Source organism: Corynebacterium nasorum (genome assembly GCF_022345765.1).
GTDB lineage: Bacteria > Actinomycetota > Actinomycetes > Mycobacteriales > Mycobacteriaceae > Corynebacterium > Corynebacterium kefirresidentii.
In genome coordinates, this window is the sequence record NZ_JAKRDR010000001.1 from 64,572 (window position 1) to 77,523 (window position 12,952).

The following is a 12,952-nucleotide window of genomic DNA, read 5'->3' on the forward strand; positions in this document are numbered from 1 at the left end:
GTGTGGCTCCTATGCAGAAAGAGAAGATGGATAGTTGAGGTGGACGGTCTCGCCGCGAGCGATGCGGCGCGGTGAATATGCCACCCACGGCTCCTCGGCCCCGGGAACATTGCAGCGCAACTCGTAGCGCCCACCGATGTAGTGAGCGCCAAGAACCTGCGCCTCGACCCGGCGCGGGGAGGCGCCGGTGTCCTCCTCCGCAGTGGTGACGGTGAGATTTTCTGGACGTACGCTGGGTAGCTGTGGGTGGCGGTTCATGGTGCCTACGAAGCCAGCGATGAAATCGGTGGCCGGCTGTTCGTAAAGGGTGACTGGATCCGCGAATTGTTCGATATGGCCCTGAGTCATAACTACGACGCGATCCGACATGGCAAGTGCCTCGGCTTGGTCGTGCGTGACGTAGATGACCGTCAGCCCCAGCTCCTGTGCCAGCTGGGTGAGCTCTGCGCGGATTTGCACGCGCAGCGCGGCGTCGAGGGCGGACAGCGGCTCATCCATAAGCAGGACATCTGGATTAGAAACCAACGCGCGGGCGATGGCAACGCGCTGCTGTTGGCCACCGGAAAGTTGGTTTGGCCGCGCCTTCGCTTTGGAAGCGATACCCACCATGTCCATGCAGGCTCGGACCTTCTCGGCCCGTTGGCCTGCCGCCACCTTATTGCCTGGGGTGGTCAGCGGAAACTCGATGTTCTTTTCCACCGTCATGTGTGGCCACAGTGCGAGGTCCTGGAAGACCATCGAAAGCCGGCGCTTATTGACGGCTACGTTGGTTCGTGGGCCAAATACCTCCATCTCTCCGAAGGAGATGGTTCCCGCGTCAGGCGTTTCTAATCCGGCTATGCAACGCAGCAGGGTGGACTTGCCGCAGCCGGAAGGTCCGAGAATAGAGACGAATTCACCGCGGTTGATGCTCAGATCGGTCTCGTGGAGGCCCGTATTATCGGCGAATTCGCGCTTAACGCCGCGCAAGATGACGTGGGGTGAGTCCATAATCAGCGAAATACTTTCTTCAAGAAATAACCTCGAAAAAGATAAGGCCGTAATATTGCATGTGGGTGACGTGAAGATGGAAGGGAATTAAAGCTTTAATTAACGGCACGCAAACACCCAGGAGTGCATGTAGAGGTACGCCTATTAGACTGGGCCGCATGCAACGCTGGGTTTTACATATCGACATGGACGCGTTTTTCGCCTCCGTCGAGCAGCTGACCCGGCCTACGCTGCGGGGGCGTCCGGTTTTGGTGGGCGGAACCAGCGGACGCGGCGTGGTGGCAGGCGCCTCCTACGAGGCGCGCGTGTACGGTGCGCATTCGGCCATGCCGATGTACCGCGCGCAGCAGCTCGTTGGGCTACGCGCGGTGGTGGTGCAGCCGCGCCGGGTGGTCTATTCGGCGGCCTCGCGCCGGGTATTCGACATCATCGCGCAACACGTGGAAGTCATCGAGCAACTTTCCATCGATGAGGCCTTTATGGAACCCGCCGCCCTACAAGGCGCGAGCGCGGATGAGGTCAAGCGCTGGGCGGATGAATTGCGCGCGCTCATCCGTAAGGAAACGGGGCTGCCGTGCTCCATCGGTGCGGGTTCGGGTAAGCAATTTGCCAAGATTGGCTCAGGCGAGGCGAAACCCGATGGCACCTTCGTCATCCCGGCCGAGCGCCAGCTTGAGATGTTGCACCCGCTTGCGGTGAACAAGCTATGGGGAGTCGGCCCAGTGACCGGCGCGAAGCTGAATTCCATTGGGGTGGAAACCATTGGACAGCTCGCGGCGATGACGCGCAAGGAAGTGGAGATTTCTATCGGCAGCGTGGTAGGTCTGCAGCTGTGGCAGCTGGCCCGCGGTATTGATGACCGAGAGGTAGCGCCGCGCGCTATTTCTAAGCAGATTTCCACCGAGCACACCTACCCGAAGGATCTGCTAACCGTGCCGGAGGTCGATGCAGCTATAGCCCGCGCGGCGGAGGGCGCACACCGCCGGCTGCTCAAGGACGGGCGTGGCGCACGCACCGTGACGGTGAAGCTGCGCATGGCGGACTTTCACATTGAGTCACGCTCAACTACCTTGCCGTACGCGACTGACGACGCCGCCGTGCTCACCGCCGCCGCCTTCAAGCTCGCCCGTTATCCCGATGAGCTCGGGCCCATTCGCCTAGTGGGAGTGAGCTATTCCGGGTTAGAAACCGCCCGCCAAGACGTGCTCTTCCCGGAACTGGACCGTGAAATCGTGCGGCCCGCGCCGGCGGATACGGACTATGAAACCGGGGTGAGCGACGACGTTGCGCCGCCAGTACCGACACCGACGGTGACGGTGGAAGAAGAAACCGATAACCAGTGGCACGCAACGCAAGACGTATTCCACCCCGAATACGGCCACGGCTGGATTCAGGGCGCCGGGCATGGGGTAGTGAGCGTGCGTTTTGAAACCCGTGCCACGGGGCCCGGCCGGACCAAGTCTTTCGCGGCCGATGACCCCGCGCTCGTGCCGGCGGATCCGCTCGACTCGCTTGATTGGCAGGATTGGCTCGCCACCGAAGACTAAGCATTTACTGTCGGAATAGCTCAGCTGGGTCGGTACCAGCGGCCAGTGCCGCTGCCAGCAGGATTCGCGCCTGGCTCGGGCGGAAAGACCCGGCGTTAATAGCGCCCAGTTTCCCAAGGCTCGCGCCACCGCCGTCGCCGCCGTAGGCCAGCGCAGTTGGGCCGTAGGGCGTGCGGGTAGAAATGACGACGGGGAGGCCGGTGCGGAGGGCGTCGGCAAGCGCGAGGCCCATGTCCTCGCCCATATTGCCCGAGCCCATGGCCTCGATAATGAGGCCGCAGGTAGGGGAATTGGCGGCGGCATCAACCAGCAGGCGCCCGGCCCCCGGATAGGCTGGGATGATCTCCACCGGGTGCGGCGCCAGCGGGGCAGGAGCTAGGCGCGGCGTAGTGCCTGGGATACCCAGAGACTCGAATCCGCGCAGGTCACTGGTGTGCCGCTTGCGCGCACCGCGCGCCGGAATGCTCGCACCCCCAAAGCAGAGGAATACCCCGGCGCGCCCGCTGGCTGCAAGATTGCGGGCATCGCGCAGGTTGCTAGGGCCGTCCGCCGCGGGGTGATCGTGGGAACGCTGCGCACCAGTAAGCACGATGGGCTTTGCACCGCTACAGAAAATCTCCAGCGCCAACGCGGTCTCTTCCATCGAGTCGGTGCCATGGGTGATGATTACACCGTCGATGTCCTCCCGCGACGTTTGGGCGTTAACCACCGCAATGAGCTCATCGAGGTCCGCCAAAGTGATAGAGGAGGAGTCGAGCTGCCGAAACTCCACTACCTCGGCGTCGATATCTGCGGCTAGGGTCGCGCCGGAGACGGTGGGAACAAGGGAACCATCGGCTGTGGTGGTACACGCTATTGTGCCGCCGGTGGCGATCAAAGCAATTCGGGTCATGTATCTAAGGTTAAAGAAATCTGCGTCCACGCGGCGGGCGCAATCCGGAAAAGGGTGGTGCAGCTGTAAACTGATGGGAGTTTGGAACCCACACGTGAGGAGTTAGAAGTGAAATTCCGCAAGTTTAGCGCCGCGTGCCTCGCACTGACCGCGGCTACCGCCCTGGCCGCCTGCTCTTCCGACGATGAGCAGGACAATTCCGCCGCCGCCAACACCGAGGCACAGGAATCCGCTTCCTCGGACGGCGATTCCGCCGCCCCCGCGCTGCCGTCCCCGGCCGACCTAAACGCAATTTTGGCCAAGGCCACCGACCCCAATGCCTCCGAGCAAGAAAAGACCTCCACCGTGCAAGGCGGCGAGACCGCGCCGGAAATCTTTGACACTATGGCAAAGTCCAAGGCGGAATCCGGCGCTGAATTCGAGGTCGTTGATCCTGTACTGCCGGGCTATGACCCGCAGTCCGTGCTTACCACCGTGAACTTCACCACCGCTGACGGCCAGCAGCAGACCGCAGAACAGGTGGAGTTTGTGTATGAAAATGGCACCTGGAAGCTTTCCAAGGCTTGGGCTTGCACGCTTATCCAAAACACGGTGCCGCCAGAGCAAGTTCCAGAAATGTGTGCGGACACTGGCGCCGGTGCCTCCGCACCTGCCCCGGCTCCGGCCGAGGGCGACGGTGCACCCGCGGAAGGCGATGCCCCCGCTGCTGGTGCCGAGCAGGCCCCGGCAGAGGCTCCTGTAGAAGCCCCGGCCGAGTAACTAGGAAAAGTTCAGCTCCGTCAGGCTCGACTGCACCACGCGCAGCTCCGAGCCGGCGGCACCATAAATGACCTTAGTGTCGAAAGACACGTCACCGTCTACGGGCAGCGGCTTGCTCAAATCCACCGTGATGCTGCCCTTGGACTTGGTGCTGGAATCTAAAACCTTGAGCTCTTTGTTCTCCAGCTCCGTGCCCTGGGCCTGGCCTGCAAAGGACAGTGCGCCTAGCGAGGGCCGCTGTTCTACCTCTACGTTTAGTTTCACTCGGTCGCCATCGATGGAATCGACCGTATAGCGCGTGGTCTGCAGCAGGGTAGACTCGCCGGTCACACGCGAATCCACCGACCAGCTCGCGCCCTTGCCCACCTCCTCGGTAGGGAAAACTACGGGTAGGGCCGTCAGCTTCATAATCGCCTGTTCGACGGAGCCGCGGGCATCATCCGTGGCATTCTGGGGCGCAGCTAGGCGCAGCGAATTCATCTGGCCGGTGTCCTGGCCACGCCAACCGAATTGGAATCCCTCCGCCGAGGAGACGTCTTTATCTCCGGTAGATTCTGGAGTTCCGGCCGTGACGAAGGCATTGCGGCTGGCTGGTAGCTGGTCTTCGACGTCCTCGCTGGCCTTTTCTACCTTGGCCGATAGCGGCAGGGTAGTAGTGGTGGAATCGACGTCGGCGGCCTGAAACTTCTCAGCTGCGGACTTTTTGAGCAGGTCCTGCGCAAAGCCCTCGGTAACGCGGTAGTTTAGGTCCTGCGTGGAGTCGATATCGCGGTATTCCAGGAGTTTTTTCTCTCCGGTTCCGGGATTATCCACGGTGACGCGCGGGGCGTCGATGGTCAGGCCTACGGGTTGTTCCACCGCCGGGCCTGGCTTTTCAGAGGAACACGCCGTAAGCGCTACGGCGGCTGTGGTCAGGGCTGCAAAAACTTTGACTCGAAACACGCTTACCAAAATACCGGACGCTCCCGTTTAGAATAGACCGGGTGAGTCAAAAACGAAGGAGCAAGACAGGACTTATCGCCGCAGTAGTCATTGCCGTGGCGCTGGTGGATCAAGCCGTGAAGCAGGTAATGCTCTCCATCCTTAACGAGGGCGAACCCCTGCCGGTGATTGGGGACTGGTTCCGTTTTACGCTGCTTTTTAATCCTGGTGCCGCCTTTTCCATGGGCGGGGAGGGATCTACGTGGCTGTTTACTACCATCCAATTGGTCTTTGTGCTCGGCGTGGCCGTAGCCGCCCCGCGCATTACCCACTCCGGTCAGGCAGTAGGCCTAGCGCTCATTGCTGGCGGTGCGCTGGGTAATTTTGCCGACCGCATCTTCCGCGCCCCCGGCTTCTGGTTCGGGCACGTGGTGGACTATATTTCGGTTGGCTCTTTCGCCGTGTTCAATATCGCGGACGCGGCCATTACCTGCGGCGTGGTGATCTTCATCATCGCCATGGTGCTGGAGGAAAGGAAGGCCGAGCATGAATAGGCAAATGCGCAGCTTCCCCATTCCTGAAGGCCTAGAAGGCATGCGTGCCGACGCCGCCCTGGCCAAGCTCCTTGGCCTCTCCCGCAGCGCCACCGCGCAGCTATGTGCCGAAGGCAGCGTCACCATCGATTCCCAAGAATTGGGCAAGTCCGAGCGTTTGATTTCCGGCAACGTGGTCTCCGTGCTTTTGCCGGAGCCAGAAAAGCCGCTGCTGCCGCGCGAAGAGCTGGTCGAGGGCATGGACGTGCTCTACAGCGATGCCGATATCATCTGCGTGCATAAGCCGGTGGGCGTGGCCGCGCACCCCAGCGTGGGTTGGGACGGGCCGACGGTGATCGGCGGGCTGCGCGCGGCCGGCTATACCGTGGCTTCGTCCGGGCCGACCGAGCGCCAGGGAATCGTGCACCGCCTCGATGTGGGTACGTCTGGGGTGATGGTCGTGGCTTCCTCGGAGCGCGCTTACTCTGCGCTCAAGCATGCCTTTAAGTACCGCAGCGTGAAAAAGACCTACCACGCCGTGGTCCAAGGCCTACCAGATCCCATTGAGGGCACCATCGATGCCCCCATCGGCCGCCACCCCAAGTCGGGCTGGAAATTCGCCGTGCTTGATGACGGCAAAGCGGCCGTTACCCACTACAGCCTTATCGAGGCCTTCCGCGAGGCCAGCCTCATCGAAGTGCACCTGGAGACTGGCCGTACCCACCAAATCCGCGTCCACATGTCTGCCACCGGGCACCCATGCGTGGGCGATCCCATGTACGGCTCCGATCCGAACCTGGCCAAGCGCCTTGGACTCGAACGGCAGTGGCTCCACGCGGTAAAACTCGGCTTTACCCACCCCGGCACCGGAAAATGGTTCGAGATTCAGGCACCGTATCCAGCCGATCTTGACCATGCCTTGGAGGTGCTGCGGGGATGAGGGAGGTCTACCGGCGGCGTCGGCTAGCGGCGTTGGCGGTGCTCGCGATGCTTTTCCTTGCCGCCCTTGCGCTCTTCGGTGCCTTGGGGACACAGGCTTCTTCGCAGGTACAAGGAGACCAGCTCGGCCCGGATGGGGAATCGCGCGCGGAGTATATTGCGCGCGTGGCGGGCAGCGACATTCCCAATGAGCCTGCCTACGCCCTGGTTACCTTCGACGAGGATCTACCGCCCGTAGCCGCCGCGGCCGCCGTTGCAGCGGCCCCGCGCATGGATGCCATCCTCATTGGCTCCACCGCCCCCATCGACGTCCCCGAACCGAGCGCTGGTGAGGACCGGGCCGCCGTCATCCAGCGCGCCTTCGACCGCATCGATGCTTCCTATGGGCAGCGGCCCAGCACGGTAAGCGCAGTTGTGGTGTGGGGATCGGGCGCCCAGCTTGCCGACGTCGCCTCCACCCCCTCCGTTGCCGCCGTCGAACCCGCGCCTGCCGACGCCGCCTGGGGCAGCTTCGCCATCCGCCCTCCCAGCTAATTTCGCCTTCTGTGCTCCCGCAGCGCGCAGTGCCCCCGCAGCGCTTTTAGCATCAGGGGCATGGAACATATTCGGGCCTATATCGCGGCACTGAACTCGGCAATGGATATCCTCGCCGAGGCCGCCTCCGTTTCTGCTGCCGACCTTGCCGCCGCCGGCATGCCCGATGCCGCAGCGGACTCTATTGCGCAGCTCGCGCAGGTCTACTTCGGCCCCACCAGCTTTCGCCGCCGCCAACGGCGCGCGGTGGATGGGGCGCGGCGTAACAGGCATTCACTGCCGACGCTGGAGGTCATCGAAAAGCATGCGCGTCGCGCGCCCACCCAAGCTCGCGCCTGGGCCCTGCGCGCCGAGCTCACCCACCTTGCCTGCGATACGCGGGAGATGGAAAGGCGTGCCCGCACCAAGCTGCGCAGGATGCGCGCGCCACGTGAACCCAAGCCTGGCGTGCGGCTGCGGCGCCGCGCCGCCGGAAAGCCGTGGACGCTTTCTATCACCGGTCCTTCCGCGCTCATTGCGGAACTTCACCAGCATGCCAGCTCGCTTGCCGACGTCGCCTCTTTCTTCCGCACCGGCGCCTCTACCTCTACCGTGCGCACTAATGTTGTGGTGCCACTAGATAAATTGGTCGGCGTGGCCCATGGTAGTGATGATGTGGTGCTGACCATGACCAACGGCGCGCAGATAACCGGTGCCGAATTGGCCCAGCGCGCGCTGGCAGAGGAGGGGTTTGTCACCCTGCTGCATCCCGTGGAAGGTCCGGTGAATCTGTACCGCATGCGCCGCGGGGCGACCTGGAAGCAGTTTATGATGGCCGCGGCGGAAAACCCCACCTGCCCGGTTAAGGGCTGCCACAAGCCTGCCGATGAGTGCCAAGTCCACCACATATTCAGCTGGGCCGGCGGCGGGTGGACGAACGCGAAGAACCTCACCACCGCCTGCGCTTATCACAATGGCCGCAATGACGATCATCGCACCGGCCCGCCGCGCAACGGCCGCTTCGAGCGCACGGCCCGCGGCGTGCGCTGGGTCAACCCCTGGGAAGAGCCCCCGCCGGATCTGGTTGACACTAGCCCTACCTAGGTAGGCTAGACCTATGTTCTCGCAGCAGCCTTTTTCGCAGTGGATGCCCAACTACAAGTTTGCTTATATCGCCGCCTGGGTTGCGGCGGTGGTCTCCGGCATCGCACTGCTTATTGGCCTCGTTTCCGGCGGCACCCCGATGACGCTGGTGTTTTCGGGGATCGTGTGTGCCTATGGCATCTTCCTTATCGCAGTGATGCCCCGCTGGGCACTAAAAGCGGAGGAAGAGCAGGCCGCACGACGCCGTGCTCGCGCTGCCCGCGAGGAACTCAAGCGCTCCTAGCCATGCGCACTAGGTCGACCACGTAGATTGCTACGGCTAAGCCGATGATGCCGAAACCGATCCACCGGTGGGTCGAAAAGTGCTCGTGGGTGACGAAAAGCGCCCATAGCATTTGCATGATGGGGGTGAGGTATTGGAGCATGCCGATCGTCGATAAGCGTAGCGTCCGCGCGCCCTCTGCAAAGCAAAGAAGCGGCAGTGCGGTGATTAAGCCGGCGCTCACCAAAAGCAGCGCGTGGCCGGTTCCTTCGCTAGCGAAGGTGCCCTGGCCGCTACTTTCTAGCCACAGGATGTAGCCCACCGCTAGTGGTGACATCACGAGCGCCTCCGCTGCCACCGAGACGGCCGAGGATACCCGCACCTGCTTTTTGAGCAGCCCATAAATCCCGAAGCTGAAGGCCAATAACAGCGAAATATAGGGCGCCTGGCCGGTAAAGAATGTCAAATACAGCACCGCGATGGCCGCAACCCCCACCGCGCCGGCCTGCCACGGCCGCAGCCGCTCTTTCAAAAACACCATGCCGAGGGCAACTGATACGAGGGGATTGATGAAGTACCCCAGCGCCGCATCGGCTACGTGGTTGCTATTAATCGCCACCACGTAGGTGCCCCAATTAGCCGTGATGAATACTCCCGCGGCCGCGAGCCAGCCCCACGTGCGCTTGTCCATGCGCACTAACTCGCGCCATCGGCCGGCGAGGCACAAAAATCCCGTGACCAACACCGCGGTCCACAGCACGCGGTGGGCCAAGATTTCTAAAGGCGATGCCGGCAACAAGAGAGGGAAGAACGCGGGGAAAATCCCCACATGATGTAGGCGGCCAGCGTGTAGAGCATCACAAAATAATAGCCCATTTTGACCGCCCCGCTATGATGAGCCGCATGGCCAAAAACTCCTCCTTCGTCCACCTGCACAACCACACCGAGTTTTCCATGCTGGACGGCATGGCCAAGGTCGATATGCTGGCACACGAGGTGGTCCGCCAGAAAATGCCGGCCGTAGGCATGACCGACCACGGCAATATGTACGGCTCCGATGCCTTCTACCGCCGCATGACCGGCGCCGGTATCAAGCCCATTATCGGCATCGAGGCGTATATGGCACCGGAGTCTCGCTTCAATAAAAAGCGCGTGCTGTGGGGCACACCGGACCAAAAGCGCGACGATGTTTCCGCTTCCGGCGCCTACCTCCACCAGACAATGATTGCGGAAAACGCGACCGGCCTGCGCAACCTTTTTACCCTGTCCTCGTTGGCCTCCTATGAGGGCCAGCTGGGCAAGTGGCCGCGCATGGATGCTGAGCTCATCGCGGAGCATGCTGACGGCATCATTGCCACCACCGGCTGTCCTTCGGGCGATGTCCAGACCCGACTGCGCCTAGGCCAGTTCAATGAGGCGCTTGAGGCTGCGGCCATGTGGCAAGACATCTACGGCAAAGATAACTTCTTTTTGGAGTTGATGGACCATGGGCTGGACATCGAAAAGCGCACGCGCGATGGCCTATTAGAGATCGGCCGCAAGCTGGACCTGCCGCCGCTGGTGACCAACGACTGCCACTACGTTTTGGAATCCCAGGCGCCGGCGCACGAGGCGATGTTGTGCGTGCAGACCGGCAAGACCTTTATGGACCCTGATCGCTTCAAGTTCGGCGGCACCGGCTACTACATTAAATCGGCCGCGCAGATGCGCGAGACCTGGGACGATATGATTCCAGATGGCTGCGATAACACGCTGTGGATTGCCGAGCGTGTACAAGACTATGGCGAGATTTGGGAAGAGCACACCCACGATCGCATGCCTATTGCCGACGTCCCCGAGGGCCACACCCCAACTTCCTGGCTCACCCACGAGGTTATGGAGGGCCTGCAAGCTCGCTTCCCCGGTCAGGATGTTCCGGAGGAGTACATCGAGCGCGCGAAGTATGAGATTTCCGTTATTGAGATGAAGGGATACCCGTCCTACTTCCTTATCGTGGCCGAGCTCATCAAGCACGCGCGCTCGGTGGGCATTCGTGTGGGGCCAGGCCGTGGTTCGGCGGCCGGCGCGCTTGTCGCTTACGCGCTGACCATTACCAATATCGACCCCCTGGAACATGATCTCCTCTTCGAGCGATTCTTGAATCCCGAGCGCCCGTCCGCCCCCGATATCGATATCGACTTCGATGACCGCCGCCGCGGCGAAATGATCACCTACGCGGCCGAGCGCTGGGGCGAGGACAAGGTGGCGCAGGTGATTACCTTCGGCACGGTGAAGACGAAGCAGGCCATTAAAGACTCCGCCAAGGTGCACTTTGGCCAGCCTGGCTTCCAGATGGCCGACCGCATCAACGCGGCGTTGCCACCTGCGATCATGGCCAAGGATATTCCGCTTAGGGGCATCACGGACCCGGATCACGAGCGCTATTCTGAGGCCACCGAGGTTCGCCAGATGGTGGAATCCGACCCGGATGTGAAAAAGATTTATGACACGGCTAGGGGCTTGGAAGGCGTCGTCAGGCAGGCGGGCGTGCACGCCTGTGCGGTGATTATGGCCTCGGTCCGCCTCATGGACCACATCCCCATGTGGAAGCGCCCAGCCGACGGCGCCTACATTACTGGTTGGGACTACCCGGCGTGTGAGGCCATCGGCCTGCTGAAGATGGACTTTTTGGGCCTGCGCAACCTCACCGTTATCGGCGATGCGATTGAAAACATCAAGCGCAACCGCGGCGAAGAAGTTCACTTGGAGCAGCTGCATGCCGACGACCCCAAAGTCTCCAAGGTCTATGACCTGCTCTCGCGCGGCGATACGCTGGGCGTCTTCCAGCTCGACTCCGGTGGTATGCAAGAGCTGCTCAAGCGCATGAAGCCTACCGGCTTTAAAGATATTGTGGCATCCCTTGCGCTCTACCGCCCGGGACCGATGGGTGTGAACGCCCACTGGGACTATGCGGACCGCAAGAACGGCCGGAAGGAAATCACCCCGATTCACCCGGAGCTAGAAGAGCCGCTGAAGGAAATCCTGGATGAGACCTACGGCCTCATCGTCTACCAGGAGCAGATCATGCGTATCTCGCAGAAGGTCGCCAACTACACGGCCGGCGAGGCAGATGGCTTCCGTAAGGCGATGGGTAAGAAAAAGCCCGAAGTGTTGGCCCAGCAGTACGACAAGTTCTGGGGCGGCATGCAAGAAAACGGCTATTCAAAGTCCGCCATGGATGCGCTTTGGGGCACCATCGAGCCCTTCGCGTCCTACGCGTTTAATAAGTCCCACGCCGCGGGCTATGGCCTGGTGTCTTTCTGGACGGCCTACCTCAAGGCCTACTACGCACCGGAATACATGGCCGCGCTGTTGACCTCGGTGGGCGATAAGAAAGACAAGTCTGCCATCTACCTTTCGGACTGCCGCCACCTGGGCATTAAGGTGCTCCCGCCTTCCGTCAATGAGTCCGAAGAAGACTTCCAGGCGGTGGGAGAGGATATCCGCTTCGGCATGGGCGCTATCCGCAACGTCGGCTCGGAAGTGGTGGAATCCATCATTAAGTCGCGCCACGACAAGGGCGCGTTTACCTCGTTTGGTGACTACCTGGACAAGATCGAGCTGACCGCCTGTACTAAGCGCGTAACAGAAGCGCTCATCAAGGCCGGTGCCTTCGATGACTTGAACCACCCGCGCAAGGGTCTCATGCTCATTCATGAGGACGCGGTGGATGCAGTGCAAACCACCAAGAAGGCCGCTGATAAGGGCCAGTTCGATCTCTTCGCCGGAATCGGCGGAGGAGAAGATAACGAGGTCGCCAATGCCTTTGCCATGGATATCCCAGAAGATGAGTGGGACCGAAAACACGAGCTTGCCCTCGAACGCGAGATGCTTGGCTTGTACGTGTCCGGCCACCCGCTCGATGGCTTCGAAGAGGCGCTGGCCGCGCAAACGGATACCCCGCTGACTAAGATCCTCAACGATGAGGTGCGCAACGGCCAAGAGCTCATCATCGGTGGCATCATCTCGGGCGTGGACCGCCGCTTCTCCAAGCGCGATGGCTCCCCATGGGCCATTGTCACGGTGGAAGACCACAACGGCGCGCAGGTGGAAATCTTGGTATTCAACAAGGTCTACTCTCTCGTCGCCCCGCAGATTGTGGAGGACAACATCATCTTGGCACGCGTGAACGTCAAGATTCGTGATGAGCGGCGTTCCCTGTTCTGCTCCGATATTCGCGTCCCAGACCTCGGCCCGGGCGGGGGTGCGGGCCTGCCGCTGCGCCTGACTATGCGCACGGACCAGTGCACCATGGAAAATATTGCCCGGCTCAAGCAGGTTCTGCTCAAAAACCAGGGCGAGTCGGACGTGTATCTCGAGCTTGTCGACGGCTCCGAGTCCACCACCATGATCCTCGGCGACCACCTGCGCGTGGAACGCTCCGGCAACCTCATGGGCGATCTCAAAGCCACTATGGGCGCGGGCATCTTAGGCTGAATCTAATTTCGGTGGC

11 protein-coding genes and 1 pseudogene are annotated in these 12,952 nt (G+C 61.6%); 8 read left to right on the forward strand and 4 right to left on the reverse strand.

The annotated features are described in order from the left end of the window. Nucleotides 1-9 precede the first annotated feature (9 nt). Nucleotides 10-990 carry an ABC transporter ATP-binding protein gene (locus tag MHK04_RS00295; protein WP_200288878.1) on the reverse strand — a complete coding sequence of 327 codons (981 nt, stop codon included), beginning with the start codon at nucleotides 988-990 and terminating at the stop codon, nucleotides 10-12. A gap of 158 nt (nucleotides 991-1,148) precedes the next feature. Here MHK04_RS00295 and MHK04_RS00300 point away from each other — a divergent pair, with 158 nt between their 5' ends. After that, nucleotides 1,149-2,537 (forward strand): DNA polymerase IV, encoded by a 1,389-nt coding sequence (locus MHK04_RS00300; RefSeq protein ID WP_239207532.1) that lies wholly within the window; start codon nucleotides 1,149-1,151, stop codon nucleotides 2,535-2,537. A gap of 4 nt (nucleotides 2,538-2,541) precedes the next feature. Here the strand turns inward: MHK04_RS00300 and MHK04_RS00305 are convergent, their stop codons facing one another. Next, nucleotides 2,542-3,429 carry an asparaginase gene (locus tag MHK04_RS00305; RefSeq protein WP_239207533.1) on the reverse strand — a complete coding sequence of 296 codons (888 nt, stop codon included), beginning with the start codon at nucleotides 3,427-3,429 and terminating at the stop codon, nucleotides 2,542-2,544. 108 nt (nucleotides 3,430-3,537) lie between these two features. Here MHK04_RS00305 and MHK04_RS00310 point away from each other — a divergent pair, with 108 nt between their 5' ends. After that, nucleotides 3,538-4,188, forward strand: a complete 651-nt coding sequence (locus MHK04_RS00310) for a WKL family lipoprotein (RefSeq protein WP_239207534.1) — start codon at nucleotides 3,538-3,540, stop codon at nucleotides 4,186-4,188. Here the strand turns inward: MHK04_RS00310 and MHK04_RS00315 are convergent, their stop codons facing one another. After that, entirely contained in the window at nucleotides 4,189-5,130 is a 942-nt protein-coding gene (locus MHK04_RS00315) for a hypothetical protein (RefSeq protein ID WP_200288882.1), read from the reverse strand. It abuts the gene before it with no gap. A 41-nt stretch (nucleotides 5,131-5,171) separates the two neighbouring features. On the opposite strand from MHK04_RS00315, the gene lspA reads away from it, so the two are divergent. Genes lspA through MHK04_RS00340 form a run of 5 tightly spaced genes read left to right on the forward strand, consistent with a single transcriptional unit; the run spans nucleotide 5,172 to nucleotide 8,481 of the window. Continuing rightward, nucleotides 5,172-5,663, forward strand: a complete 492-nt coding sequence (gene lspA, locus MHK04_RS00320) for a signal peptidase II (RefSeq protein WP_411350897.1) — start codon at nucleotides 5,172-5,174, stop codon at nucleotides 5,661-5,663. Beyond that, complete coding sequence (locus MHK04_RS00325) at nucleotides 5,656-6,582, forward strand: RluA family pseudouridine synthase (RefSeq protein WP_239204338.1); 927 nt, start codon at nucleotides 5,656-5,658, stop codon at nucleotides 6,580-6,582. The genes lspA and MHK04_RS00325 overlap by 8 nt, the downstream gene beginning before the upstream one ends. Then, nucleotides 6,579-7,115, forward strand: a complete 537-nt coding sequence (locus MHK04_RS00330) for a hypothetical protein (RefSeq protein WP_239207535.1) — start codon at nucleotides 6,579-6,581, stop codon at nucleotides 7,113-7,115. The genes MHK04_RS00325 and MHK04_RS00330 overlap by 4 nt, the downstream gene beginning before the upstream one ends. Before the next feature lie 60 nt (nucleotides 7,116-7,175). Beyond that, nucleotides 7,176-8,198, forward strand: coding sequence for an HNH endonuclease signature motif containing protein (locus tag MHK04_RS00335; protein ID WP_239207536.1), 1,023 nt, complete (start codon nucleotides 7,176-7,178; stop codon nucleotides 8,196-8,198). Between the two features lie 13 nt (nucleotides 8,199-8,211). After that, nucleotides 8,212-8,481 (forward strand): hypothetical protein, encoded by a 270-nt coding sequence (locus tag MHK04_RS00340; RefSeq protein WP_023021226.1) that lies wholly within the window; start codon nucleotides 8,212-8,214, stop codon nucleotides 8,479-8,481. Here MHK04_RS00340 and rarD read toward each other — a convergent pair. Then, nucleotides 8,468-9,318, reverse strand: a pseudogene (gene rarD / locus MHK04_RS00345) (EamA family transporter RarD). The gene MHK04_RS00340 and the pseudogene rarD overlap by 14 nt on opposite strands. A gap of 45 nt (nucleotides 9,319-9,363) precedes the next feature. Here rarD and dnaE point away from each other — a divergent pair. Beyond that, nucleotides 9,364-12,936 carry a DNA polymerase III subunit alpha gene (gene dnaE / locus MHK04_RS00350; RefSeq protein WP_239207537.1) on the forward strand — a complete coding sequence of 1,191 codons (3,573 nt, stop codon included), beginning with the start codon at nucleotides 9,364-9,366 and terminating at the stop codon, nucleotides 12,934-12,936. Nucleotides 12,937-12,952 lie beyond the last annotated feature (16 nt).